This window comes from Rhodococcus sp. Ni2 (assembly GCF_021352185.1).
Classification (GTDB): Bacteria; Actinomycetota; Actinomycetes; order Mycobacteriales; family Mycobacteriaceae; genus Rhodococcus_F; species Rhodococcus_F qingshengii.
Window position 1 is genome coordinate 1262530 of record NZ_WOXZ01000001.1, and the last position, 26839, is coordinate 1289368.

The following is a 26839-nucleotide window of genomic DNA, read 5'->3' on the forward strand; positions in this document are numbered from 1 at the left end:
TTTCAGGGCACTCGGAGTCGGGTAGCCACCAAACACGGCCCGTCGCGCGGAGACGACGGGTCCCGTTGTGCCCGAGGAGGTCCGCACGATCGATCCAGACGGTGGAGTTCTGGTTAACGAACTGCACCGCCACCATTCACGACTGGTTCCACACAGACAGATTGGCCGTCCCCATGAAACTGTCCCGAACTCTCACCATGTCCGTTCTCGTCGTCGCCGCAGTCGGCGCCGGAGCCGGCACCGCGGTCGCAGCGCCCCCGAATGCGGGCTTCGATCCGTCCCAACCCCTACTGACACCGACCGCAGAGTCGAACAGCCAGGCGGCGTTGATGCTCTTCCCCGGTAACGATCCGAAGCAGGCCGCGTTCGACACGATGGCCAACGAGGTCAATATCGGCTGGAACAACGGTGGTCTGCAGTCGACCCTGATCGGAGCCAACCTCGGCGTCGGAATCGGCTGCCTGTCGATCTTCCCGAACTTTATCGCCGGCTGCATCGTCGGTGGAGTCATCGGCACGGTTGCCGGAGTCGGCGCAGGAATCACCAACGGAAACCCGAACGCTGCGCCGGCCGTCGAGAAGTTCTTCGCGACTCCTTGAGTAGCGCTCAGCTGTGCGTGTGCCCGGGGGTGGGTGTCTCGTCGTGAAAATGTGTGGCGCCGATCGAATGCAGCAGCTGGTGAACGGTGTCGTCCGCCAGTTGGTATCGCATCGATCGGCCGTCGCGGGTCGCGCTCACCCACCCCTGGCTACGCAGTAGCCGCAGCGCATGTGAGACGGCTGTGCCGCTCATCCCCAGCGCCACGGACAAATCCGTGACGCAGATACCCGGTGCGTGATGAAGGCAGAGCAACAGACGCAGACGATTGGTGTCGGAGAGAAGCTCGAAGCGACCGGACCAACTGGTGACGTCCAAACCCTCGAGTGCGGCCCTGGCGCGACGAACATCCTCGACGCTCAGCGCGCCACTGGTGTCTGCTGCGCCTGCATTCGTCAACCGACTGCCTCCGTAGAACTTCCGATCCCCCGCCGCAAGTGTACCCAGAAGCGAACCTCGTCAGGCAGACTCCACCACGGCCGCCATACCCTGGCCACCGCCGATACACATGGTCAACAGCGCTTTTCCGCCGCCGCGTCGGCCGAGTTCGTGAAGCGCGGTTGTTGCCATACGCGCACCCGTCGCTCCCACGGGGTGCCCGAGCGAGATGCCGGAACCGTTGACGTTCAGGCGATCGAGGTCCTCGAATCCCCATTCCTTCACGACGCCGAGAACCTGGCACGCAAACGCCTCGTTCAGCTCGACCAGATCGAAATCGGCAAAGCGTGCCCCGGTGCGAGCAAACAGTTTCGAGACGGCGGCAACCGGCCCGAGGCCCATCAGCGCCGGTTCACAACCGGCCGCGGCCCAACTGTCGAGGAACCCGATGGGTTCCAGCCCCAGCTCGTCCAGACGATCCTCGGCGACAACCAACATCGCTGCCGCAGCGTCGTTCTGCTGGCTGGCGTTACCGGCGGTCACGACGCCTCCCTCGGTCACCGCACGCAGCCGTGCCAGGGTTTCGAGTGAGGTATCCGGACGAATCCCCTCGTCAGCACGAAACTGTGTGACGTTCCCTTTTCGATCCGTCAGTTCGACGGCGACGATTTCGGCATCGAAGCGGCCGGATTCTCTTGCCAGTGTTGCCTTTCGGTGACTGTCGACGGCGAAGGTGTCCGACTCTTCCCGCGTGATCCCGCAGCGTGTCGCGACGTTCTCGGCCGTTTCGATCATTCCGCTGATCCGACCGAATCGCCACTCGGGTTGCGAGCGCTCGCGGCCACGATCGAGGCGGTCGAACAGTTGCAGCCCACCGGATCTGGTGCCCCACCGCGCTCCGGTGGTGTAGTGCTCGATCCCGCTCATCGATTCGACGCCACCCGCGAGAACCACGTCGGCCGCACCCGTCTGGACCATCATGGCCGCGGAAACGATGGCCTGCAGACCCGTTCCACATCGGCGATCCGTCTGGAAGCCGGCTACCGAAATCGGCAACCCGGCCTCGAGCGCCGCCCACCTTCCGATGCACGGTGCCTCCGAATTGGCATACGACTGCCCCATCGCGACGTCGTCGATGCGGGACGGATCGATTCCGCTACGACGCACGGTCTCCTTGACGACGGTGGCAGCCAGACTTTCCGCAGGCACGTCACGAAGTGCCCCTCCGAAACGGCCCACCGCGGTTCTGACCGGCGCGACCAATGCTGCTCGTTTCACAACTGACCTCGAATCTCGTTCTGGAAGAATGGAAAAGGATTCAGGAGACCAACAGGCGCACGGTATCCGCTACCAGCGCAGGTTTACCCGCTCCTTCGATTTCGATCGTGTACCGCACGACTATCGTCGCGCCCTTCGCGGTGCGCTCGAAGGAAAGAATCTCCGCACCTGCCCGCACCGAAGAACCGACCTTGACCGGTTCGGGGAATCGCACCTTGTTGCTTCCGTAGTTCACGGTCATGGAGATTCCGTCGACACGCATCACCTGAGCGCCGAGCACCGGCAACAACGAAAGAGTCAGATAGCCGTGGGCGATGGTGCCGCCGTACGGACCCTGCGCTGCGCGCTCGGGATCCACGTGAATCCACTGGTGATCCTCGGTGGCGTCGGCGAACTTGTCGATCCGATCCTGTGTGACCGGGAACCACGCGCTGTAGCCCAAGTGCTCACCGACAGCCGTCTCTACTTCGTCGATTCCGTTGAAAATTCGCATAGTTCTCTCCTGAAAGGTGTTGAACAGCAAAGAAAAGTGCAGCGCTAATGTGCGCCGCGGCGCAGCGTCAATGTGCGCCGCGGCGCAGCGTGACCCGATACGTGTACTGCTCCGGCAAGAAATAGCTCACCGACAACTCGTTGGCAACGCCCTGCGCGTTGGAGTACAAACGGTCCACCCGCAACATGGCGTGGCCGATTTCGCAATCGACGTCCCTGGCAACGTCCGCCGTGGCCGGGGACACCGTGATCGATTGTGCTGCTTCGACAATCGGACTGTCGATCAGCGGTTCCAGCAAGCCGATCACCGTATTGGCGCTCACCGCACCGGCCGCCATGGCGGGCAGGTCGATGATCTGCCGCGCGATCGCCTCCGGCAGATGCGCCGTCGTCTGCACGAACGGAACTCCCTCGTGTATCCGCCGGAAGACCACGGTGTACACGACGTCGGTGTCGAGCCGAAGCCGACTGGCCGCCTCGATGTCCACGCGCCGTTGCAGCGGTGACACAACTTCCATCGTCGTGTCCCGCGAAAGGTTCATGAGATCTTCGATGGATCCGAGATGACGGAGATAGCGGCCGCTGTTCTCGGTCACGAACGTTCCGCGCCCGGGTACTCGGTACACGATGCCCTCGGCAACCAGATCGTGAAAGGCTCGGCGGACCGTCTGCCGACTCACGCCGTGATGCTGCGCCAGTTCGGATTCGGTGGGCAGTTGAATGCCGTCGCGGTAGGTACCGGCAGAGATCTGCTGACGAAGCTCACGAGAGAGGCGTTGGTACGCCGGCTCCGTCTCTCTTTCCTTACCGCTCATAGCGACATGATCCTACTTGCTCACCGGTCCGTCACAGACCGCCGCGGGCAACCAGCTGCGAAACGATCACGTTGCGCTGAATTTCGTTGGTTCCCTCCCCGACGATCATCAGTGGTGCATCACGGAAATACCGCTCGACGTCGTACTCCGTCGAGTAGCCGTAACCGCCGTGGATGCGGACGGCGGACAAAGCGATTTCCATCGCCACCTCGGAGGCGTACAGCTTGGCCATGCCTGCCTCCATGTCGCACCGCTCGCCGCTGTCGTACATCTGCGCCGCGTGCCACGTCAGCTGCCGTGCGGCCGTCAGCTTCGTTGCCATGTCGGCGAGGTAATTGCCGATCGACTGGTGCTTCCAGATCGGCTGGCCGAAGCTCTCGCGCTGCTGCGCGTAGGCAAGTGAATCCTCGAGTGCGGCCGTGGCGACGCCCAGTGCGCGGCAAGCCACCTGGATACGGCCGGTCTCGAGCCCCTTCATCATCTGCCCGAAACCCTTTCCGGGAGTACCGCCCAGAATGGCCGACTCGGAGATGCGGTAATTGTCGAAGGACAGTTCACAACTCTCGACGCCCTTGTATCCGAGCTTCGGGAGGTCGCGGGAGACGGTCAGCCCTTCGCCGTGCTCGACGAGAACGATCGAGATGCCCGCATGACGAGGGCTTGCGCTTGGATCGGTCTTGCACAGCAAGGCGATCACGCCGGATCGGCGGGCATTGGTGATCCATGTCTTGGCGCCGTTGACGACCAGATCTGTGCCGTCGCTCTTGGCGTTGGTTGTCATGGCCTGCAGATCGGAACCTCCGCCGGGCTCGGTGAGGGCCATCGTTGCCCGGATCTCGCCGGTTGCCATTCGCGGCAGGTACTTCACCTTCTGTTCTTCGGTACCGAACAGCGAGATGAGCTTGGCGACCACAGTGTGCCCGCCCATCGCTCCCGCCAGGGACATCCATCCGCGCGACAGTTCTTGCGTCACCTGCGCATAACAGGGCATGGACACCGGCGATCCGCCGTACTCCTCGGGAATCGCGAGCCCGTAGATCCCGATCTGCTTCATCTGATCGATCCACTTCTCGGGATACTCGTTCGCGTGCTCCACCTCCTGGACCGTGGGCTTGACCTCTCGGTCGACGAACCGGCGCACGGTTTCGATCAGGAATGTCTCTTCGTCGTTGAGCTTGAGCATGAATCCGCCTCGACTTGAAATAAGTTTGTACGGCCATATTTCGATATTGTTCGCGCAATGTCAATACCGCGCCTTGACATCGATACGCAGCAACTGCCAGCATCGAGGCAGTTCGGTGCACATCAACGCCGTTCACGGCAGCTCATCCACTTCACAACTGGCCGTACATTTGATTTCCAGATCGAGGTAATAGACACACTATGGACGAGAACCACTACCGCGCCACCAGACGTCGCGCGTCCCTGGTCGCGCCGGGTTCTGACGAGCGCAAGGCACGCAAAGCACTCTTCTCGAACGCAGACGAGGTGATTCTCGACCTCGAAGATGCCGTCACTTCGGCGAACAAGGACCTGGCGCGAACCCTCGTGAGCACCTTGGTGCACGAGTTCGGTAGGGCGCGCACCATCTCGGTCCGAATCAACGGCCTGACCACACCATGGGCCCGCGACGACCTGATCGCCTGCGGCGCCCTCGGAGAATCGCTGACGAGCGTGATCGTCCCGAAGGTCGAGTCCGCCGACGAACTACTCGAGGCCGAGCACATCCTCTTCACTGCCGGTGGGCACCACACCACCCTGCAAGCCCTGATCGAAACTCCGCTCGGCGTCCAGAATGCCGACTCCATCGCCCGCGCGACTCCTCGTCTCCAAGCCGCAATCATCGGATACGCCGATCTCGGTGCAGCGCTCGGCCGTTCACGCTCGGCACTGCCTGAACACTGGCTTGCCGTCCAGGACAGAATCCTGATCGCCTGCCGCGCAGCCGGCGTCGCAGCCATCGACGGGCCCTTTCTCGGCATCACCGACGACGACGCTTTCCGCCGCGCCGCGCACTGGACCAGCGCTCTCGGGTTCGACGGCAAATGGGTCATCCACCCGGCGCAGATCGACTCGGCCACTACCGCATTCACTCCTTCGGACGACGCCGTCAATGACGCCCGACGGGTACTGACCGCACTCGAAGAAGCCGAAACCCTGGGTTCGGGTGCCGCCCAACTCGACGGCCAGATGCTCGACGAAGCTGTGGCCGTGGCAGCGCGTCGTACGCTTGCCCGAGCCGAAGGAGTCACCGTATGAGCGAGCACTACGTGGGAGGCCCGTACTTCGACGAGCTCACCCATGGTCAGATCTTCGACGAAGCCCCCGCGGTGACGTTGACCAGTGGACTCGCCGCCTCCCATCAGGCGATCCTCGGTGACCGCATGCGCTTGCCTCTCGACGCACACTTGTCGTCGAGCGTCACGGGTTCCGGTGCACCAGTGGCAAATCCAGGACTGGTCACCGACATCGCCATCGGCCAGTCAACCGTGGTCACACACCACGTCAAGGCGAACCTCTTCTACCGTGGACTGCGATTCCACCGTTTCCCGGTACTCGGCGACACCCTGTATACGCGCACCGAGGTTGTCGGTCTACGCGAGAACTCGGCCAAGCCGGGACGCGGCGCCACCGGACTTGCCGCGCTACGGATGACGTCTGCTGATCAGAACGGCAACACGGTCCTCGACTTCTACCGCTGCGCCATGCTCCCCCTGAGCCCCGACCCGATCGAGGCGAGAACTCGCCACGCCGACGACCTCGGGGCGATCGGTCCGTCCGAACCGGCTCCGTACGTATCACCTGACGGTTGGGACCTCGACACGTATCGAGAGCGGGTACCCGGCAGGCACTTCGATTCCGATTTGGTGGGCTCCGTCTTCCACAGCAGCGGCGACGTCGTCTCCAGCGCACCCGAACTTGCCCGGCTGAGCTTGAACATCGCAGCGACGCACCACGACGATCGCGTCGGCGCCCACGGTCGCCTCGTCTACGGCGGCCACACCATCGGGATCGCACTCGCCCAGGCGACTCGCGCTCTGCCCAACGTGGTGACGGTTCTCGGGTGGCACTCGTGCGATCACACCGGACCCGTTCACGAGGGCGATACCCTCACGAGCGAACTGCACGTCGAAAACTCGTCGCCCCTCGAACACGGAACCGCAGTGCAACTGCGTTCGCTCGTGTTCTCCCACAATGCTTCTGCAACACAAACTCCGGTTCTCGACTGGCGTTTCACCGTGTTGATGGCATGAGCACACACTCTTCTATCACGGAGGACCACACATGACTCAGAGCCCAGGCCCGCTGTCCGGGCTTCGCATCGTCGAGGTCTCGAGCTTTGTCGCTGCGCCGCTGTGCGGACTGACGCTCTCCCAACTCGGCGCCGAGGTGATCCGGATCGACCCGATCGGAGGTGCCTCCGATTACAATCGCTGGCCCGTCACAGACAAGGGCGAGAGCATCTACTGGACCGGACTCAACAAAGGCAAACGGTCACTGTCAGTGGACATGCGCGCCGAACGCGGCCAAGAACTGATACGCCGACTGGTCACGGCGCCGGGACCTGGCGGCGGAATCCTGGTCACCAACGCCGGCGGCCGTAAGTGGATGAGCCACGACTCCCTGGCCCAGTTGCGTAGCGACGTCATCACCCTCGAGATCCTCGGACGCCGCGACGGCAGCCCCGGAGTCGACTACACGGTCAACGCCGCCTTGGGATTTCCACAGATCACCGGTCCCGCCGACTACGCCGGAGTTGTCAACCACGCACTGCCCGCCTGGGACGTCGCATGCGGGCTCTACGCCGCCCTGTCGATCACTGCCGCAGTGCGCCAACGTGACTCGACCGGACATGGATCTCGGATCACGCTCCCACTCGAAGACGTCGCATTGGCCACCGCGGGAACCCTCGGTTACCTCACCGAGGTACAAGTGAACGGTCGCAGTCGCGAGTCCGGCGGAAACGCCGTCTACGGCACGTACGGAATCGATTTCGTCTCCAGCGACAACGAACGGTTCATGATCGTTGCACTCACTACCCGCCATTTCCGCGACCTTGCGTCGGTCACCGGCACCACGGCGGCTGTCGACGCTGTCGAATCTGCGCTCGGAGCCGACTTCTCCACCGAAGCGGATCGCTACCGTCATCGAGAGGTACTCACTGCTCTGTTCTCACATTGGTTCCGGGAACACAGCGGCGCCGAGATCGCTGCAGCGCTGGACACATCGTCGGTTCTGTTCGAGAGGTACCGCAGTTTCGAGGAAGTGGTGAAATCTGGCGAACTGGAGAACAACCCGATGTTCTCCGCACTCGATCAACCTCGAATCGGAAGCTACCTGGCTGCCGCCAATCCTGCCTCGTTCGACGGCGCACACCTGGGTACCGGACCCGCCTCCGAGGTCGGCGGCGATTCGATCGCGGTGCTCGCCGACATCCTCGGAACCAACGCCGATCACGCCTCGACGCTGATCGCGGACGGCGTCGTCGGGGTTCCGGCGAACTGACCTACCCGGAAGATGTTTTCGGCCTCGGAACATTTGTTCCGAGGCCGAGAACATGTCGAGAGTGCGTCAGAGACCAAGATCCTTCGCGATGATGGTCTTCATGACTTCACTTGTGCCACCGTAGATTCGTGTGACACGCGTGTCTGCGTAAAGACGCGCGATGGGATACTCGGTGATGTAGCCGTACCCGCCGTGCAATTGGAGGCACTTGTCGATCACTCGACCTGCCGCCTCGGTGCAGAACAGTTTCGCCTTCGCTGCGTCGGGAATCGTCAGAGTGCCGCGGTCATGACATTCGAGTGCGTTGTCGGACACCAGCTGGATGGCATCAACCTCGGTAGCGCATTCGGCCAGAACGAATTTGGTGTTCTGGAAGGCCGCGACCGGCTTGCCGAACACCTTGCGGTCCTTGACGTAGTCGATGGCAAAGCGAAGCGCTGCACTGGCAGTGGCGGCCGCTCCGAACGCGATGGTCAACCGCTCCTGAGCCAGGTTGTGGGTCAGATAGCTGAAGCCGTCGCCCTCTTCTCCGAGTCGGTCCTCGACGGGCACCTTGACGTCGACAAACGAAAGCTCCGCAGTGTCGGAGGTCTTGAGCCCGATCTTGTTGATCTTGCGCCCCACCGAGTATCCGGGCGACGACGTATCGATCACCAGAATCGACAACCCCGTGCGCCGGTTCTCCGCTGTGCTGGGCGCGGTACGGCACACCACCAGGACGCGGTCGGCAAGTACTCCACCGGTGATGAACGTCTTGGAACCATTGACCACGTAGTGCGTACCGTCCTCCGACAGCTTGGCCGTGGTCGCGATGTTCGCCAGATCCGATCCTGTTCCCGGTTCGGTCATCGCAATCGCGAACATCAGATCTCCGGAAGCGAAGCCCGGCAACCAGCGGCTCTTCTGTTCTTCGTTCGCGTACTCGAGCAGGTAGGGCAGGATCAGGTTCGTATGCACCGACTGCGAGCCGAATGACGCCCCGGCGGCAGCAACTTCCTCGGCGACGACGACGTTGAACTTGAGCGACTTCTCGCCGCCTCCGCCGTATTCTTCCGGCACCTGAATTCCGAGTACGCCCAGCTCTCCGAGTCGTCGGTAGAAGTCACGGGGCGGGTGACCGTCCTCTTCCCACTTCTCGTGGACCGGGGTTACTTCCTTCGCGATGAAATCGCGAACGGTTGCCCGGAATGCCTCGTGATCCTCGTTGAACACGGTGCGCTGCATGTATGAACTCCAGTCGGTCAAGGGGACAGGGTGATCCTGATCTCACCTTGCCTCAATGTTCCGCATTCGATCCAACACTCATCGGCTATGCGTCCGATAGGGCGTACCAATATGGCCTGACCTGCGATACATAGGCAACCGCTATCGTTCCGATCATCGACGCGACATTGCTCAAAGTGATCCAGAACACGTTGAATGAGTCAGCCGGCAAACACACCACCATCGATCGCTTCGAGGCCGCGCTTCGAGCACGATCGCATCCGCCCACCAGTCTCGAAGGGACGCCACGTGACCCCCATCGCGCCACAGCGTAACGACGTCCAGCCCGAAGCAACAGCAACGCCAGATTCGTCAGCAGTTCCCGTCTTCGGTACCCGCAAGCGTGCGTGGACGATGACCGGGCTCGTCGTTTTCCTCTACATCGTCAACTACGCGGACAAGGCAGTCCTCGGAATCATCGCTCAGCCCCTCGCTCGTGAGCTCGGACTGAAGTCTTCGCAAATCGGCATGGTCGGCTCGCTCTTCTTCCTGATGTTCTGCATCGGTGGATTCCTCGCCGGACCGCTCAACAAGTACCTGACCCTGCGTTGGGCGCTGTTGATCCTGGCCGCAATCTGGTCCGTGGTCATGCTCCCCCTCGTTCTCGGCGCCAGCCTCGCGATGTTGATCGTCTCGCGCATGCTCCTCGGATTTGCCGAAGGCCCCAGTTCGGCGCTGATGCACACCGCGGCGTACTCGTGGCACCCGCCGGCCAAGCGCGGCCTTCCCGGCGCAATGCTCGCCGGATCCGCCTCTGTCGCAAAGATCGCCCTCGCGCCGGTACTGACCTTCATCGCCGTTCATTACGGCTGGCGCGCAGCAGTTCTCTCGCTCTCCGTTCTCGGTCTCGTGTGGATGGGTTGCTGGCTGGCCGGTTGGTCCGAGGGCCCGTACACGAGCAAGGCCGTCAAGGCGACCAAGACTGCAGATACAGAAGCAACCGAGGCAGCCGGGACAGCCACGAAGGCGGTCACCGAGCCCAACGTGCCGTGGCGCAAGATCCTGCTCTCCCGCACCTTCGTCAGCTGCTGCTTCCTCATCGCGACCATCTACGCGCTGACCACCGTCGTCCTCACCTGGTTGCCGTCGTACTTCGAGGTCGGCCTCGGATACAGTGCGATGCAGGCCGGTTCGATGTTCGCGCTGCCCTCGATCGTCGGTCTCGTCCTCATGATCACCTCCGGTTCCGTCACGGACAAGTTGATCGGCCGCGGCTTCACCTCTCGTACGGTTCGCGTCATCGTTCCCTGTGTCGGCGTTCTGATCTGCGGATCGATTCTCCTGTTCCTGCCACAGATCTCCACTCCCATCGTCGCTGTCGCCATGGTCTCGATCGGCTACGGGTTCTCGGCAATCACCTTCCCGCTCATCAACGCTGCGATCTCGGAGCTGTGCCCGCCGCAGCAGACTGCCGGAACGATGGGATTCTTCCTCGCCATCATGTCGATCGGTGGCCTGATTGCTCCTTACGCAACGGGAGTCATCGTGGACAACGCTGCAACCCCGGCCGACGGTTACGCCCAGTCCTTCCAGGCAATCGGCGTCATCGGAGTGATCGCCGCGGTTCTGGTCCTCGTCTTCGCCAATCCCGAGCGCGATCGCAAGCTCATCCGAGGCTGAGTACTCCACGTATAGCCATTCGCTAACAAAGCCATTCACCGAAAGACATTGCCGGGTCGACCCGCTCGTGATCGACTCGAGACACGCCCCGACCGCACAGTCGCAGAACCGGGCACGAACAGCAGGAGAGATACATGCGAGATGCCGTCATCGTCGACGCAGTACGTACACCGATCGGCCGTCGCGGCCGCGCCCTCTCGGAGATCCATCCGGCCGAGTTGTCCGCCCATGTACTGCGTGCGCTCGCTGAACGGACCGGACTCGACGCGGCGACGGTCGACGACGTGATCTGGGGTTGCGTCAGTCAGGTCGGCGAGCAGGCCGGAAGCATCGCCCGCACAGCGGCACTCGCTGCCGGCTGGCCCGACAGCGTTCCCGGCGTCACACTGACCCGGGCCTGCGGATCGAGCCAGCAGGCAGTTTCCTTTGCTGCGGCCACCGTCATCTCCGGTCAGAACGACGTGGTCGTAGCCGGAGGCGTCGAATCGATGTCACGAGTACCGATGGGTACCGCCAGCAAGAACGGTGAGCATTTTCCGGCTTCGGTACTCGAACGCTACGGGGTGGACGGTTTCAGCCAGGGGACCGGCGCCGAGATGATGGCCCGCAAATGGGCACTCACACGAACAGCTCTGGACGAATACTCCCTCCGCTCACACGAACTCGCGGCCCGTGCCACCGATGAAGGGGCATTCACCGGGCAGATCACTCCGATCGCGGGCTTGTCCCAGGACGAAGGCATTCGGCGAGGCGGAAGTGTGGAGTCGCTCGCGAAGTTGCCCCCGGCCTTCGACGCCGACGGTGCCATCCACGCCGGCAACTCTTCTCAGATCTCCGACGGGGCGGGCGCCACACTCGTCACGACCAGCGAGTACGCCCGGGCACGCGGGTGGAAGCCGCTCGTTCGTATTCACACCGCAGTGGTCGCAGCCGACGACCCGGTCATCATGCTCACCGGTCCGATTGCCGCCACCGCAAAGGCATTGGATCGCTCCGGATTGTCCATCGACGACATCGGCGCCTTCGAGATCAACGAGGCATTCGCCCCCGTCCCGCTTGCCTGGCAGGCTGAAACCGGCGCAGCCATCGATCGTGTGAATCCGCTCGGCGGCGCTATCGCGGTCGGCCACCCACTCGGCGGATCAGGTGCGATCTTGATGACTCGCCTGGCACATCACATGCGTGACAACGGAATTCGCTACGGTCTCCAGTCGATGTGCGAGGCCGGCGGCATGGCCAATGCGACCATTCTCGAATTGATCTGACCCGACAACGCTTTCGGGCCGACACGTCATCCAGCAGGAAAGAAGAATTGATCCATGAAACTCGAGGGACTTTCCACCGCGATCACCGGCGGCGCTTCAGGCCTCGGCCTGGCAACCGCTCGACGGCTGCTCGACGCCGGAGCGCAGGTCACGTTGATCGATCTGCCTTCGTCCGACGGTAAGCAGGTGGCGGCCGATCTCGGTGCTGCCGCACAATTCGCCCCGGCCGACGTCACCGACAGCGAACAATTCGCCGAAGCACTCGACGCGGCGCACGAGCGCGGCGGCCTCCGCGGCGTCGTCCACTGCGCGGGTGCCGGGCGTCGTATGCGCATTCTCGACAAGGACGGAAAAGCCGGATCGGTCGAAGATTTCGAGTTCGTCGTCAAGCTGAATCTTGTCGGTTCGTTCAACGCACTCCGTCTCGGCGCCGAGCGGATGGCGGAACTCGACGCCGTGGACGGTGAGCGAGGTGCCATCGTCATGACGGCGTCGGTCGCAGCATTCGAAGGTCAGATCGGTCAGATCAACTACACAGCGTCCAAAGCCGGCATCGTCGGTATGACGGTCACCGCTGCCCGCGATCTCGCCAGCCGCGGAATTCGCGTCAACACCATTGCTCCCGGCATCATGGACACTCCCCTGCTGGCGCGCCTACGCGAAGACGTGCGCACGGCCCTCGAAGCCTCTGTTCCCAATCCCTCACGACTGGGTCGTCCGGACGAGTTCGGCCAGCTCGCCGTCTCGATGCTCGAGAACGGCTACCTCAACGGCGAGACCATCAGACTCGACGGCGCTATCCGAATGGCTCCCCGGTGACGGGCACCAGCGTGATCGCCAATCCACAACTGCGGCACAACATGCAATACCCGGATACCACCATGGCGTACTGGGCGCCCAGCATGGCGGCGCTCTACGGTGACCGCCTCGCCGTCGTGGACGGCGAGCGTACGTGCACCTTCCGCGAACTCGGTCAGCGCAGTGCGCAATTCGCCGGCGCACTGCGGCAAGCCGGGGTGGGCGTCGGCGACGTGGTGTTGATGCACCTCGGGAACTGCGTCGAGTTCCTCCAGGCTTACTACGGATGCCTACAGGCCGGGGCGACAGTCACATTGGTCAACCCACTGCAGCCAGAGCTCGGCCTGCGCAAGCAGATCGAAGAGACGTCCGCCGTTGCTGCAGTGACTCAGAGTTCGCAGCTGCACGTACTGCTCGCGGCCGCTTCAGGAACCTCCGTGCGTACGATCGTGATGGTCCAGGACACCGAGGGCGCGCTCGACACACCGGAGTCGGTCGTCGCATTCGACTCCTTCATCGCCGATCTACCCACCGAATTCACCCCTGCCTCGGTTCGTAGCGACGACATCGCACACATCGCGTTCACCGGCGGAACCACCGGAGTCTCCAAAGGTGTTCGTGTTCTTCACCGCAACGTCGTCGGCAACATCACGCAGATGTGTGGGTGGAGAACCGGTCACGAGTTGGAAGCAGGTCCTGACGGTCTCGTCACGCCTCGACGCATCGACGGCCTCGACGTGCTCGGTCCGACGCCCGGGACCGGGGCGACCATCGTGGTCTCCCCTCTCTTCCACGCACATTCGTTGCTCAACACGTCGTTCCTGTTGATTTCCGGTCTCACCCAGGTGTTCGCCGGTCGGTTCGAACCCGGCCGGATGCTCGAGCTGATCGAAAAGCACGAGGCCACCTATCTCACCGGGTCTCCCGCCATGTGGCACGCACTGTCGGTTCATCCCGACGCTACGGTGCGCAACACCGACAGCGTGTGCGTCGTGTCTTCGGGTGCCGCCCCGATCGACAGTGTCACGCTCGCCGCACTCCGCCGGGCATTTCCCAAAGCGCTCGTCGTCGAAGGGTACGGGCTGACCGAGGCCACCTGTGTGGTCACGGCCGCTCCGCTGATCAACGGCTCGGAATATCGGCAGAGCAGCGTCGGCCTCCCGATCTTCGACACCGAAATCCAGATTCGCGATCAGCTCGACCGGAAGACCGTTCTAGGCGAGAACGAACGCGGCGAACTCTGGGTGCGTGGACCTCAGGTCACCGACGGCTATCTCGGACACCCGGAAACCACCGCAGAACAGTTCGTCGACGGCTGGTTGGATACGGGAGACATCGCGTACCTGGACTCGGACGGATACCTCTTCATCTGTGACCGGGCCAAGGACATGCTCATCTACAAGGGGTACAACGTCTATCCGCGTGAACTCGAAGAGATTCTGGTCTCGCACCCGGCGATCTCGACTGCCGCGGTTGTCGGCCGCGAAGTGGGGAGCAACGGCCAGGAGCCCGTAGCCTTCGTCGTGATGATTCCGGGCGCCGAGTTCGACGCCGAGCAGATCAAGGCGTTCGTCGCCGAGCAGGTGCTGCCGTACAAGAAGATTCGCGAAGTCGTCGAGGTAGAACTCCTTCCGACATCGGCTGCCGGTAAGGTCCTCAAGACCGACCTCCGCTCGAGACTTCTCGAATCCGTCGATCAGAAAGGCGGTTCCAGGTGACAACCTTCGCAGACCTGACGTCGCAACTGCGTGTCCCGGTTCTCGCTTCACCGATGTTCATCATCTCGACCCCTGACCTCGTCATCGCGCAGTGCACCTCTGGCATCATCGGGTCCTTCCCGGCACTGAATGCTCGTCCGCAGTCAGCACTTCGGGATTGGCTCAAACTGATCACCGTGGCTCGTGAGGAACATGATCGTGAGCACCCGGAGAATCCGTCGGCGCCATTTGCCGTCAACCTCATCGTCCACCGGTCCAACAACCGCCTGGAAGAGGATCTGGCGACCATCGCCGAGTTCGAGGTTCCGATCGTCATCACGTCCCTCGGCGCTCGCACCGACATCAACGACGCAGTCCACGCATACGGCGGAATCGTTCTCCATGACGTCATCGACAATCGCTTTGCACGCAAGGCGATCGAGAAGGGCGCCGACGGACTGATCGCGGTAGCTGCCGGGGCCGGTGGTCATGCCGGTAGGCAGTCGCCGTTTGCCCTGATTCGGGAGATTCGTGAGTGGTTCGCCGGTCCACTGCTGTTGTCAGGTGCCATCGCTCATGGTGATTCGATTCTCGCTGCGCTCGCGGCCGGGGCCGATTTGGCATACGTCGGATCAGCTTTCATCGCAACCGAAGAGGCTAACGCGGATCCTGCGTACAAGGAGATGATCGTGGGTTCAGGGGCCTCCGACATCGTCTATTCCAACCTGTTCACCGGAGTACACGGAAACTACCTGCGGGGCAGCATCGTTGCCGCCGGCTTGGACCCCGACAACCTGGCCGAATCCGATCCATCCGCAATGAGTTTCGCGACCAACGACACCGATACCAAGGCCTGGCGTGACATCTGGGGCGCCGGACAGGGCATCGGAGCGATCGATGCAGTCCTTCCGACGCATGCAGTAGTAGAGCGTCTCGCCGCCGAGTACTCTGCCGCGCGAGAACGTATCTGCCGACTCTAGTGCTGTGACCGGCGTTCGTCGGACAGGTACTCGTGGATCAGGTTCACGAATACCTGTCCCACCGGCGACAACGTCGAGGGGTCGAAGGCGAGACCGTACGCACGCAGGAATCTCGGCTCGCAGGCCCGTTCCACCACCTGACCAGGCATCGATTTCGCCACCGAGCGCTCGACCAACGAGCCGCCGAGTCCGGCGATGACCATCGGGAGCCGCGACTCCCGTTGCTCGGTCACCACCGCGAGTTCCGTTCTGGTACCGGCCTTTCGGATCGAATCTTCGATCGCGTCACCCATCGCTGCCCCGCGAGGAACGAATACCATGGGAATGTCCGGCATTTCCGAAAGGCGTACCGGCCCCTCGGGTAGTTCCGTTCCCGCCGGGTAGACCAGGCGGTATTCCTGCTCCCCCAATTCGACGATTTCGAGCCCTTCGCCCGCCTCGAGCGGCAGATGAGCCACCGCGAATTCGCAGTGGCCGTCCCGGATGAGACTTTCCAGATTGTCCTCACGCTCGAGTTCCGAGAATCTGACTCGCGCTTGCGGATACCGTCGACAGAACTCCGCAATCAGATCGACGATCGTCCCCGAGGTCAGTGCAGGGAAAGCCATGATGTCGAGGCGACCGACGATGGCGCCATCGGATGCCGTCAACTGTTCAGCCGCCGCAGCTACGTCTCGCAAAACCTGTCGACTCGGGCCGACCAGACTGCGACCGGCAGCACTGAGCACCATGCCGCGCCCGATGCGGTGGAACAGCCTCACTCCCAGTTCACGTTCGAGCCCGCGCAACGCTTGTGACACGGTCGGCTGAGCAACGCCGAGAGCCGCTGCGGCGCCGTTGATCCCCTTGTTCTCGACCACTGCGAGGAAGTACTCCATCTGCCGGAACTCCACAGTTCACTCCTCTTCCGTGGACGGAACGGCGGAGGTGGCCATTTCCGCAGCCGTCGCGATGAATGCAGCGGCCGCCGGGGATTGCTCGCCCGAGCGATAGACGATACCGACGTCGCGTGCCAGCGGCGGATCGAAGGAGAAGGCGCAGACGTCTGTCATCTGCTGTTGTGCAACCCTTCTCGGCACTACAGTGGCGCCGATTCCTCGACGCACGAGTTCCCACGTGGTCACAGGGTGGACACAGTCCACGACTACGTTCTCGGCGCCTTCGCTGAGCAAGCCCCGGAACTGATTCGATTGATCACCGAGATCGACCACAAGCGGCAAACTGTGCAAGAGCGCTCGCGGAACCGGATCCGCCAACGGCGTTGCAAGTCGGCCGGACAACGACGCATGGGTGGCGAGCACCAACTCCTGAGTGGCAATCGGAGCCGTGACCAAACCTTCGTACCCGATACTCAGATCGGTGACGCCGACCTCGGCCGACCCTCGCCGCAACGCATTGTCGACCCCGGCCGGGCCGTACGTGTCGAGAACACGCACGACGATCTTCGGGAAGTTGGCCCGGAATCGCCGGACCAACTCGACCATCGGATCGATCGAGAACGCCGAGTACGAGACGACGTCGACACGACCGAACTCGAGTTCGCGAACGGCGGTCACTTTCGCCTTCGCGCGCTCGACGTCGGCAAGGATTCTCCTGGCCGCGAGATCGAACGTGCGGCCCGCGTCGGTAAGAACCAACCGCCTGCCCGTCCGGTCGAACAGCGTGGCGCCGAGTCGACGCTCGAGCGTACGAATTGCCTGTGACAGCGAGGGCTGCGAAATGTAGAGAGCCTGAGCGGCCTTCGTTATCCCACCGTGGTCGACAACAGCGACGAAGTAGGTGACGAAGTGCAGATCCACTCATCCATCATACGACCAGCGATCCGTCGCTCACTCCACCCGAGTTGCCCCTGGTACGGCCCACTCTCCGGTGAAGATCGGCTCCCGCTTTTCCACGAAGGCACGAACCGCGTCGGTGGCATCCGTCGCAAAATTGACCGCTTGCGCCCTCGCCTCGTTGTCCAAGGCCTCCCGCAACGAGAGGGAGGTGTGACGTTCGAGCATGGCGGCAGACTGACTCAGTGCGGCCGGCGGGCCGGCGGCGAGCCGCTGCGCCAGTGTTGACGTGTGTTCGTCCAGCTCGGCCGGTTCGACCAGATAAGTCACCAACCCGAGCTCGTAGGCTTCCTGTGCGTCGATCGTCTCGGCAAGCATCACCAGTCGCTTGGCTTGTTGGAGGCCGACCAGTCTCGGCAGGATCCACGAACCACCGAAGTCGACAGACAGCCCCCGTTTGGCAAAGATCTGGCTGAACTTCGCACCCTTGGCCGCCACGACGAAGTCGCAGAGCAACGCCATGTTCCATCCGGCTCCGACGGCAAACCCGTCGACCTTCGCCACCAGAGGTTTGGGAAACTCACTCAGTGCGATTGCCGTTGCGTTGATGACACGCATGCGATCGAGCGGGTGCGACGAGCCACGCTTGTCCAGATCGGAGCCCGCGCAGAAGGTCCCATCCGCGCCGGTCAGGATCACCGAGCGAATCTGCGCGTCCTCTTGAAGTTCGAGGACTGCTTCACGTAGAGCGATCCAGGCGTCGAGATCGAGAGCGTTGCGGCGGTGCGGCCGACAGAGAACAATCGTCGCGACAGCACCGTCTCGTTCGATGCTTACGGCCGCACGCTCGATCGTCTCGGCACTCATGAACCACTCCACACGGGAGAGCGCTTCTCGGCAAATGCCGTGGCGCCCTCCTTGGCATCACGAGAGGTGAAGACCGGATCGATGAATTCGCGTTGCGCGACAAAGGCATCCGGATCGGTGTACTTGGCGGACATTGCCAGTACCTGCTTGGTCGCGCGAACAGCCAGTGGACCGTTAGCCGCTGCTCGGGCCGCAAGCTCGCGTGCGACGGTCAGCGCGTGTCCCGGTTCGGCGAGCCGATTGACCAAGCCGTGATGATGCGCCACGGTGGCACTGAGTGGATCCCCCGTGATCGCGATTTCCATGGCCAACTGATACGGAAGAATTTTCGGCAGACGTAGGAGTCCGCCGGCGGCCGCGGCAAGTCCCCGCTTCACTTCGGGCAGGCCGAATTTCGCGTCCGTGGACGCCACGATCAAGTCGGCCGCCAAGGCCAGTTCGCAACCGCCGGCGAGTGCCCAACCTTCGACGGCTGCGATCAGCGGCTTCGACGGCGGTGCCTCGGTCAGACCGGCAAAACCACGACCCGGTAGCGATGGCCGCTCTCCGCGCGCAAATCCCTTCAGATCCATACCGGCGCAGAAGGTTCCACCAGATCCGGTCAGAATGCCGATGGTGAGATCGGCCCGTTCCTCGAACTCGTCGATGGCCGCAGCCAAGGCTTCGGCAAGTTCGAGATTGACCGCGTTCTTGGCCTCGGGACGATTGAGGGTGATGACGGCAACGCCGTCGGCGAAGTCGGTGAGCACGACGCTCATGTTCGGTTCCTACTTCCGTGATGAGATTCTTGAAAGGTCACTGCGCGCGAATGCTCCAGCGCACGGGTGTGCCGCCGGACGGTGTCACGATCTCCCGCTTGGCCAAAACAACAAGATGAGCATGGGTTTCGCGGACTGCCAAGCGAAGTAGTCGCGGCGACATCTGTTCGAACGGGCGAGACCAGGAGATCGTGCGTGAGAGTTCCCAGGCCGTGGATTCAGGCTCATCCTGCACCGCAGCCACGATCTCCGCCAATCGCTCCTCGTGATGCCCCATCAATTGACGTGCACGATCGGCGATCCCACGGAATCGATATTCATGTGCCGGAAGCACTTCGCACTCGCCCAGTGTTGTCGTCGCCTCGAGCGAGAGAAGATAACGATGAAGTGGGTTCTCGAGTTCACCGGGAATCGTGGAGATGTTCGGGCTGATCCTCGGCAGCATGTGATCGCCGCTGAACAACAAGCCTCTGTCCTCTTCCACGAAACAGAGATGTCCGGGAGTGTGCCCCGGTGTCCATTGGGCGCGGAGATTCCAACCGGGTAGGTCGAGTGAATCCCCTTCTCCCAGAACAATGTCGATGGTTTCGTGCTCAGCGAACCGCACCAGGTCGACCCGAGACGCGTCGAGCACTTCGGCCGGTGCGCCGAGTTCGGACAACTGCAGGTTCCAGCCACTGATGTCGTCGCGGGTCTGTTCGGGCCCGTGGTACCCGAGGAGCGTCGCGTCGGCCACGTGCATCGCAAGTGTCGCGCCGCTGACCTGCCGAAGACGCGGCGCCAGGCCGAAGTGATCGGGATGCAGGTGCGTGATTGCCGCATAGCGCACTTCGGAAACGTGGTATCCGATCGATGCTATGCCGTCGACGAGAGCCTGCCACGACTGTTCGTGATCCCAACCGACGTCGATGAGGGCAAGTCCGTCGTCGAGCGCGAGTGCGTAGACGAGTACGTAGCGCAAAGGGTTGTCCGGCATAGGAACAGGGATCGACCACAATCCGTCCCGCACCTGTTCGACCGGTGGAAGGACTTTGTTCGCCCATGCCTCACGTTGTGCGACACCGACGTCTTCGGTCACGATCATGATGCTTCTCCGCTCGCGTTCAGCATGGTCCGCAGGCTCGACTTGAGCAGTTTTCCGCTCGCGTTGCGAGGTAGGGAGTCCACGAAATGGATCTGGCGAGGTTTCTTGTACGACGCCAACTTCGCTGTGCTGAAAGCGATCAACTCGTCGACGCTCGGCACGTCGGCACCGTCGACCAGTTTGACCACTGCGGTCACGGATTCACCCCAGCGCTTGTCGGAAACCCCGACCACCGCGACCTCGGCGACCGAGGGGTGCTCGGCCAGAATGGATTCCACCTCGATCGGATAGACGTTCTCTCCGCCGGAGATGATCATGTCCTTGAGTCGATCGGTGACGAACAGATACCCCTCGTCGTCCAGATGGCCGGCGTCCCCCGTTCGGAGGAAACCGTCGAGGGTGAACAATTCGGCGGTCTCACGGTCACGTCGCCAGTATCCGCGAGTGTTGTTTCTACTGCGCGCGACGATCTCACCGGAATTATTGGGCGGCAATTCCTCACCAGTGGTGACGTCTCGAATCGAGATCTCGACGCCGATCATCGGCTTGCCCGCAGAGCGAAGCAACTCCGAACGCGGCCCGCTCACATGATGGTCGTAAGCACGAAGGACGGATACCGAACCCGTCGTCTCGGTCATCCCGTATCGCTGAACGAATTTGCAGTTCAAGACAGTCATCGCGTGGGCGAGGAGCGCCGGAGTGATCGGTGACGCCCCATAGGCGACCACCTCCAGGCTGGTCAGATCGAAACTGTCGAGAGTCGGCAGATCTACCAGCGTCTGAATGACTGCAGGCACCAGAAATGCGTGGGTGACGCGGTGGGTCGCGATGGCATCAGCGACCCGAGCAGGCGCCATGTCTCCGAGCAGCACCAAAGGCACTCCGGCCGACAAGCATGTACTCATCCAGCCGGCACCGGCGATGTGAAAGAGGGGAAGTGCATCGAGTGCGACTGCATTCGAACCGAATTCGTAGACATCGAACCCCTCGGGCTCGTTGTACAGATTCCGGTGCGTGGCCACGACGCCCTTGGGCCGGCCGGTTGTCCCGGACGTGTACAGCTGCAGAACTGCTGCGTCCGGATCGTGCCCGTGTCCGGGATCGACACCGGTCCCTGATGCCACGAACTCCGCCCAGGTTCGCGAATCCGGCAGGCCCCCTGCAGCTCCCACGGTTATGACCTCGATGTCCGGCAACGCTGCGGACATCGCCGCCGCCCCCGCGGCGAACTCGTCATCGACGATCAAGACGTCGAGCTCCGCGTCCTCGGCGATGTCGACGAGTTCGAGTGGGTTGAGCCGCCAGTTCAACGGTATGAACACAGCGCCTGCCTTCGCACATGCGATGAAGGTTTCCGCACCTTCGAGCCCCATACGCAGTAGCGCACCGACACGAGCACCCGTTGTGGTCACTTCTGCCAGCGCACTCGCCAAGGTGCTGGTCTCGCCATCCAGCTCAGCCCAAGTCAACGTTCGGTCGCCGCACGTGATTGCCGGATCGGACGGCCGTGTCGACGCCGAGTGGCGTATCCGGTTGGGTAGGTGAAGCTCGCTCACATCACGCTCCTGTGTTCCAGGTACTCACCGAGCACGAACCGCGGTCGGTGGTACTGGAACAGTCGACCATCGCTATGGCCTGCGCCACAAAGACGAGAAGGCGCACAGAGCCATAGCTCAGACCTATGTCCGCAGGTCGCAGCAAGTCACCGCCGCCAAGGCTCCGTCATCTGGGAGAATTCGTCAGATGCAGGCACCCGGCATGGACATACGCAGCGCGCAGTATCTCGTCGCGGTCGTCGATCACGGCAGCGTCACTGCCGCCGCGGACGTCCTGCGTATCTCGCAACCGTCCCTCTCGCAGGCCGTGCGCAACCTCGAACGAGCTCTCGGAGCCACACTCTTCGAGCGCACCACTCGCGGTCTGGCTCCCACCACGGTCGGACTGGCAGTTGCCGATTCTGCCCGTACGTTGCTCGCCGACGTTACTCGGGCCGAGGCCGCGGTGGCTGCGGTAACCGCTTTGCGCGCCGGGGAACTCGCCATAGCAGTTCAGTCCGATCTCGCCATCGACCCTGTTGCAGAGGTCGCCGGACGCCTCCATCTGACGGCACCCGGAATTCGGTTCTCCACGAACGCCTCCGCCAACGCACAGGACGTGCGCGCGCTCGTCAGAGCAGGTACGTGTGAACTCGGGTTTCTCGAGACCCACCCGGGTACCGAAGTCTCCGACGGGCTTCGAGAAATTGCCGTGAGCACCCAGGAAACGGTCTTGTCGATCCCCATTCGCCTGGCCACAGACCTCCCCGATCCGGTTCCGCGCACCGTGGTCGCGCGCCTGCCGATGGTGGTCGAGGCATCCGCAGTTCGGCGCGGGCACTCGATCGACGACGATCTGGAACTCACCGACGTCGTCGTGGAAGTACCTGATCGCCTTGCTGTCCGGGAAATGGTCGGGCAAGGTGTAGGCGCCGCGCTGCTGCCCAGATCGATCGCCGAACAAGACTCCCCGGCATCTGAGGTTCGCTCGCTTTTCCCACCGATCACCCGGCAGACGATCTTGGTCTACCGCGACGGCCCGCTCTCACCGGCCGGGTCTGCGTACATCGAGAACATCTCCCCACGTCACAAGCCCTCCACGAACAGCCTGCCCAACGGCGAGAGCGTCTCCGGATCGAACTCGACGCCGTAATTCAGTGAGATCGCCGGCTCCACCGGAAATATCTCCGCGCCGGACGCGACCGATCTCTCGGCCAACGAACGCTCCATGAATGCCATGCCCAAACCAGCAAAGACGAACGCGCCGACGGTCTCCCGCTGCGCCAACTCCGTCGACATCCGAGTCCGGGCCCCGGCGGCCTGCAGAGACGACTCGATGGCAAGCCGAGCCCGCGAGTGTTTGAGCACACCCACCACGGGGAGATCGGGCAATGCCGTCAATGACACCGGCTCTCCCGCAGCGGGTTTCACACCATTCGGCCAGACGTCGGGATGAACCCCCGACGGCACTGCCAGCCAGTACTCGTTCACCCCCAACACTTTCGTGGACAGCGCCGACATGTCGGGTGGCCAATAGCTGAAGACCACCTCGCACGCGCCGTCTGCCAACACCTGCTCAGACGTTGCACCCTGCGGCAACTCACCGACCCGAACGGTCACAGCAGGCCACCGCTCACGAAAGTCCGCCACGATGCGTGCGATCGGACCTTCGAGACCATGTGCCGCGGAGCAGATGTCGAGCCGGCCACGAGGCTCGTCGGCCGTACCGATCGCGACGTCGAACGCGGCCGCGCTGCTGCGAGTCATCTGCCTCGCCGGCCCTACCAATGCCCGACCTGCTGCCGTCAGCACCAAACCGCGACCGACGCGGTGAAACAGTTCGACTCCGAGTTCACGCTCGAGGCCACGAATACCCTGCGACAGCGACGGCTTGGTGACCGACAGATTCTGCGCAGCCGTCGACAAGGACTCACCACCGGCAACGGCAAGGAAGTACTCGATCTGACGTAGGTCCACTCCATCGACTTTGCCATAAACGCAGCCGGGTATACCGGTACCAAGCACTGCAGGGTGTTCACACACGCTTCATTAATCGGACATTCAGGACACACCTTCTTCTACCCGGCGCCACCTACCGTAATTGGTCCAGACCAATTACGGATAGGTCTGAACCACCGCGTCGAAGACAAGGAATCCTCGTGAGACGTACGACCATCGCGATAGCAGCCGTGACAGCGGCTCTCGCCGTTCCCGGCATCGCCCCCGCCGAATCCCACGCCGAACCCGGCTGGGGCAGTTCGTCCTTCGAATGGGGCAGCTCTTCGGGCGAGAACAACACGCCGCCCGCAGCGCCCGGCGTCAGCGTCCCCGGCGGACGGTACGAGCACCCCGTCGACCTGACCTTCACCGCCGAGCGCGGCGCCACCGTCCGCTACACCCTGGACGGAACGACACCCACCACCGACAGCCAAGCTGCCACGCCGGGACGTCCGCTGCACATCGCACAGGACACCAACGTCACTGTCGCAGCTTTCCGAGGCGATCACGCGAGTGCGGCCGTCTCGTTCGGCTACCTGATCAAGACCTCGGAAAAGCCGCTGGCTCAGGTCGTCGTGATGTCCGACGTCCACGTCGGCGATCACGCGAACAACGACAAGAAGTACGAAAGCTTCTTCGACACAATCGGTTCCATCTTCCCGAAACCCGACGCTATCCTCTCCAACGGGGACATGATCAACGACAACGGAGACGGCAAGGGGCCCGACCACAAGATCGTCGCAGAAATCTTCCAGGCAAACCTCGCCCGGAAGGGCATGAACGACACACAACTCCTGATCTCCAACGGCAATCACGATGCAAGTCTCGCGGCGATCAGAGCCGGATACCCGGCGGAGTGGTTCCCGGATTCCGGTGGCGGATACTACGAATCCGACGTCAATGGTGTCCATCTCTTCACGGTCAACACCGAAACCTACAACAATGATTCAGCGCAACGCAATTGGCTGAAGTCCCGCCTGACCGAAATCACCGCGGAGTCCGGGAACCTGACCAAGCCGATCCTGGTCCAGGGACACCGGCCGGCAAGCAACACAGCCATGGACGGGCAGCAGGCGTCGAACCCTCGATTGACCGAAGACCTGAGTGCCTTCCCTCAGGCAATCTTCTTCTCCGGGCACTCACATCTGAACAACAACGACGACCGGTCGATCCATCAGCGTGACTTCACGTCGGTCAACGACGGCTCGATGTCGTACATCGAAATCGATCACGGCTACCAGATGGTGACCGAGTCCGGTCTCGCGAACCGTTTCGAATCACCCACTGCCCAAGCGCTCTTCGTCGAGGTCTACCAGGACCGCACGGAAATCAACCGAATCAACATGGCGGCAGACAAGCACGACATCTACGCCGGTGGCGCGTGGTCAGCCAACTGGCAGCCGCCGTACTCGAGCGCGGGCACGCTGAGCGGTTCGGGGTGGACGGTCGAACTCGACGGGTCGACCAACCAGCAGATCAAGGACAACTTCCGCTACACCTCGGGCGCACGGAACACGCACGCGCCGGAGTTCACCTCGAGCACTCCGCTCTCGGTGACGACCGGCGAAAACGGTGCGACCGCACTGAGGATCGCGCAGGCCAAGGACGATCAGATGGTGCACCACTACGCCGTCGAGGTCACGGACACAGCCACCGGAGCGAAGGTGGTCTCGTCGAAGGTGCTCTCGGACTTCTACTTCATGCCGCGGCTGAACAGCCTCGACATTCCGATTCCCGATGCCGCAGCGGGCACCGCATACGAAGCCCGCGTCGAAGCCGTTGACGCATACGGCAACCGGTCACCGGTGACAACCCTGGCCTTCACCCGCTGACGTCCTCCCGCTGACCCGACACGACTAAGCGGCACCGCGCATATTCGCGGTGCCGCTTCTCGGCTCAGTTGTACGTGCGAAGCAGGCCCTTGCTGATGATCTGCTTCTGGATGTCGCTGGTGCCTTCACCGATCAGAAGGAACGGCGCCTCACGCATCAACCGCTCGATCTCGTATTCCTTGGAATAGCCGTATCCGCCGTGGATACGGAAGCTGTCCTGGGTGACCTCCGAGCAGAATTCACTCGCCAGATACTTCGCCATACCCGCGGCGACATCGTTGCGCTCACCCGAGTCCTTGAGCCTGGCAGCGTTGACCATCATCAGATGTGCCGCTTCGACTTTGGTGCCCATCTCGGCGATCCGGAACGCGATGGCCTGATGCTCGGCGATCGGCTTGCCGAAAGTCTCGCGTTGCTTGGCGTAGGTGACAGCCAGTTCGAAAGCGCGCTGGGCAATTCCGCAGGCACGCGCGGCGACGTTGACCCGGCCGACCTCGACGCCGTCCATCATGTGCCGAAATCCCGAGCCAGGGGTGCCACCGAGAACCTCCTCGGCTCCGATCTCGAAACCGTCGAAGATCATCTCCGTGGTGTCGATTCCCTTGTACCCCATCTTCTCGAGCTTGCCCGGAATGGTCAGGCCCGGGAGTACCTCGCCGAAACCTGCGGGTTTCTCGATCAATATCGTCGTCAGATTGTTGTGCGGCTTCTCCGCGCCCTCGTCCGTCTTGACCAGGACTGCCACCAAGGTCGAGGAACCCCCGTTGGTCAGCCACATCTTCTGGCCGGTGATCACGTAATCGCCGGAGTCCGTCCGCTTCGCCTTGGTCGATATGGCAGCAACATCGGAACCGAGGGCAGGCTCCGACATGGAAAATGCACCGGTGAGTTCCCCGGAAGCCAAACGCGGCAGGTACTTCGCCTTCTGTTCCGGCGTCCCGTGCGCCGAAATCATGTGAGCCACGATGAAATGCGTGTTGATGACACCGGACACGCTCATCCATCCACGGGCCAATTCTTCGACGCACAGCGCGTAGGTGAGCAATGATTCGCCGATACCCCCGTACTCGGGGTCGATGGTCAGTCCGAACAGACCCATGTCCTTCATCTGCTTGACGATGTCGGTCGGGTACGTATCCGAGTGTTCGAGTTCCTGCGCCGCGGGGATGACCACACGATCGACGAACTCGCGTACCGCCCCGACGATATCGGTCTGAGTTTCGGTCAATCCCGCCGTCTGCGCCAAACGAGTCACTGTTCCACCTGTCAGTCGGTACTTCGTGCCCTCCCGGTCGACGAAA

The 26839-nt window shown here is 62.6% G+C and carries 25 protein-coding genes; 11 read left to right on the top strand and 14 right to left on the bottom strand.

All coding sequences use genetic code 11. The annotated features are described in order from the left end of the window. Nucleotides 1-101 precede the first annotated feature (101 nt). Nucleotides 102-599: a hypothetical protein gene (locus GN300_RS06010; protein ID WP_003940625.1), complete on the top strand. Its 498-nt coding sequence runs from the start codon at nt 102-104 to the stop codon at nt 597-599. Nucleotides 600-606: 7 nt separating this feature from the next. On the opposite strand, the gene GN300_RS06015 is transcribed toward GN300_RS06010, so the two are convergent. The 5 genes from GN300_RS06015 to GN300_RS06035 form a co-directional block, all read right to left on the bottom strand. Continuing rightward, complete coding sequence (locus GN300_RS06015) at nt 607-996, bottom strand: metalloregulator ArsR/SmtB family transcription factor (RefSeq protein WP_003940184.1); 390 nt, start codon at nt 994-996, stop codon at nt 607-609. A gap of 60 nt (nt 997-1056) precedes the next feature. Further along, nucleotides 1057-2253, bottom strand: a complete 1197-nt coding sequence (locus GN300_RS06020; protein ID WP_063315757.1) for an acetyl-CoA C-acetyltransferase — start codon at nt 2251-2253, stop codon at nt 1057-1059. A 40-nt stretch (nt 2254-2293) separates the two neighbouring features. After that, nucleotides 2294-2746 carry a MaoC family dehydratase gene (locus tag GN300_RS06025; RefSeq protein ID WP_003940415.1) on the bottom strand — a complete coding sequence of 151 codons (453 nt, stop codon included), beginning with the start codon at nt 2744-2746 and terminating at the stop codon, nt 2294-2296. Between the two features lie 67 nt (nt 2747-2813). Further along, nucleotides 2814-3560: a GntR family transcriptional regulator gene (locus GN300_RS06030; RefSeq protein WP_003940169.1), complete on the bottom strand. Its 747-nt coding sequence runs from the start codon at nt 3558-3560 to the stop codon at nt 2814-2816. A 31-nt stretch (nt 3561-3591) separates the two neighbouring features. Further along, nucleotides 3592-4743, bottom strand: a complete 1152-nt coding sequence (locus tag GN300_RS06035; RefSeq protein ID WP_003940468.1) for an acyl-CoA dehydrogenase family protein — start codon at nt 4741-4743, stop codon at nt 3592-3594. Nucleotides 4744-4943: 200 nt separating this feature from the next. Here GN300_RS06035 and GN300_RS06040 point away from each other — a divergent pair, with 200 nt between their 5' ends. The 3 genes from GN300_RS06040 to GN300_RS06050 are packed head-to-tail and all read left to right on the top strand — an operon-like array spanning nt 4944 to nt 8066. Next, on the top strand, nt 4944-5819 hold the full coding sequence (locus GN300_RS06040) for a CoA ester lyase (RefSeq protein ID WP_030537187.1): 876 nt from the start codon (nt 4944-4946) through the stop codon (nt 5817-5819). Next, nucleotides 5816-6814 carry a MaoC family dehydratase gene (locus tag GN300_RS06045; RefSeq protein WP_030537188.1) on the top strand — a complete coding sequence of 333 codons (999 nt, stop codon included), beginning with the start codon at nt 5816-5818 and terminating at the stop codon, nt 6812-6814. The genes GN300_RS06040 and GN300_RS06045 overlap by 4 nt, the downstream gene beginning before the upstream one ends. A 31-nt stretch (nt 6815-6845) precedes the next feature. After that, a complete protein-coding gene (locus GN300_RS06050; protein ID WP_063315756.1) occupies nt 6846-8066 on the top strand; it encodes a CoA transferase in 1221 nt (406 codons plus the stop codon). Between the two features lie 66 nt (nt 8067-8132). Here the strand turns inward: GN300_RS06050 and GN300_RS06055 are convergent, their stop codons facing one another. Beyond that, entirely contained in the window at nt 8133-9290 is a 1158-nt protein-coding gene (locus GN300_RS06055) for an acyl-CoA dehydrogenase family protein (protein ID WP_003940617.1), read from the bottom strand. A 195-nt stretch (nt 9291-9485) separates the two neighbouring features. Between GN300_RS06055 and GN300_RS06060 the strand changes: the two genes are divergently transcribed. The 5 genes from GN300_RS06060 (at nt 9486) to GN300_RS06080 (ending at nt 15689) form a co-directional block, all read left to right on the top strand. Then, nucleotides 9486-10949, top strand: a complete 1464-nt coding sequence (locus GN300_RS06060; protein WP_174519483.1) for an MFS transporter — start codon at nt 9486-9488, stop codon at nt 10947-10949. Between the two features lie 134 nt (nt 10950-11083). Continuing rightward, entirely contained in the window at nt 11084-12214 is a 1131-nt protein-coding gene (locus tag GN300_RS06065; RefSeq protein ID WP_003939840.1) for a thiolase family protein, read from the top strand. Between the two features lie 54 nt (nt 12215-12268). Continuing rightward, nucleotides 12269-13033: an SDR family NAD(P)-dependent oxidoreductase gene (locus tag GN300_RS06070; protein WP_003939944.1), complete on the top strand. Its 765-nt coding sequence runs from the start codon at nt 12269-12271 to the stop codon at nt 13031-13033. A 41-nt stretch (nt 13034-13074) separates the two neighbouring features. Further along, a complete protein-coding gene (locus tag GN300_RS06075) occupies nt 13075-14730 on the top strand; it encodes a class I adenylate-forming enzyme family protein (RefSeq protein WP_166503000.1) in 1656 nt (551 codons plus the stop codon). 53 nt (nt 14731-14783) lie between these two features. Beyond that, entirely contained in the window at nt 14784-15689 is a 906-nt protein-coding gene (locus tag GN300_RS06080) for a nitronate monooxygenase family protein (RefSeq protein ID WP_202427117.1), read from the top strand. Here GN300_RS06080 and GN300_RS06085 read toward each other — a convergent pair. Genes GN300_RS06085 through GN300_RS06110 form a run of 6 tightly spaced genes read right to left on the bottom strand, consistent with a single transcriptional unit; the run spans nt 15686 to nt 21729 of the window. Next, nucleotides 15686-16582: a LysR family transcriptional regulator gene (locus GN300_RS06085; RefSeq protein WP_003939949.1), complete on the bottom strand. Its 897-nt coding sequence runs from the start codon at nt 16580-16582 to the stop codon at nt 15686-15688. The two genes, GN300_RS06080 and GN300_RS06085, sit on opposite strands and share 4 nt — an antisense overlap. A 3-nt stretch (nt 16583-16585) precedes the next feature. Continuing rightward, entirely contained in the window at nt 16586-17488 is a 903-nt protein-coding gene (locus GN300_RS06090; RefSeq protein WP_063315755.1) for a LysR family transcriptional regulator, read from the bottom strand. 30 nt (nt 17489-17518) lie between these two features. Further along, a complete protein-coding gene (locus GN300_RS06095; RefSeq protein ID WP_030537193.1) occupies nt 17519-18331 on the bottom strand; it encodes an enoyl-CoA hydratase/isomerase family protein in 813 nt (270 codons plus the stop codon). Continuing rightward, nucleotides 18328-19089, bottom strand: coding sequence for a crotonase/enoyl-CoA hydratase family protein (locus tag GN300_RS06100; RefSeq protein WP_063315754.1), 762 nt, complete (start codon nt 19087-19089; stop codon nt 18328-18330). The genes GN300_RS06095 and GN300_RS06100 overlap by 4 nt, the downstream gene beginning before the upstream one ends. A gap of 37 nt (nt 19090-19126) precedes the next feature. Beyond that, on the bottom strand, nt 19127-20173 hold the full coding sequence (locus GN300_RS06105; RefSeq protein ID WP_030537195.1) for an MBL fold metallo-hydrolase: 1047 nt from the start codon (nt 20171-20173) through the stop codon (nt 19127-19129). Beyond that, a complete protein-coding gene (locus tag GN300_RS06110) occupies nt 20170-21729 on the bottom strand; it encodes a long-chain-fatty-acid--CoA ligase (RefSeq protein WP_063315753.1) in 1560 nt (519 codons plus the stop codon). The genes GN300_RS06105 and GN300_RS06110 overlap by 4 nt, the downstream gene beginning before the upstream one ends. 187 nt (nt 21730-21916) lie before the next feature. On the opposite strand from GN300_RS06110, the gene GN300_RS06115 reads away from it, so the two are divergent. Beyond that, nucleotides 21917-22861: a LysR family transcriptional regulator gene (locus tag GN300_RS06115; protein ID WP_063315752.1), complete on the top strand. Its 945-nt coding sequence runs from the start codon at nt 21917-21919 to the stop codon at nt 22859-22861. On the opposite strand, the gene GN300_RS06120 is transcribed toward GN300_RS06115, so the two are convergent. Beyond that, nucleotides 22795-23685 carry a LysR family transcriptional regulator gene (locus GN300_RS06120; protein WP_030537198.1) on the bottom strand — a complete coding sequence of 297 codons (891 nt, stop codon included), beginning with the start codon at nt 23683-23685 and terminating at the stop codon, nt 22795-22797. The two genes, GN300_RS06115 and GN300_RS06120, sit on opposite strands and share 67 nt — an antisense overlap. A 182-nt stretch (nt 23686-23867) precedes the next feature. On the opposite strand from GN300_RS06120, the gene GN300_RS06125 reads away from it, so the two are divergent. Then, nucleotides 23868-25538, top strand: coding sequence for a chitobiase/beta-hexosaminidase C-terminal domain-containing protein (locus GN300_RS06125; RefSeq protein WP_063315751.1), 1671 nt, complete (start codon nt 23868-23870; stop codon nt 25536-25538). Nucleotides 25539-25602: 64 nt separating this feature from the next. Here the strand turns inward: GN300_RS06125 and GN300_RS06130 are convergent, their stop codons facing one another. Then, nucleotides 25603-26793 (bottom strand): acyl-CoA dehydrogenase family protein, encoded by a 1191-nt coding sequence (locus GN300_RS06130; protein ID WP_007729528.1) that lies wholly within the window; start codon nt 26791-26793, stop codon nt 25603-25605. Nucleotides 26794-26839 lie beyond the last annotated feature (46 nt).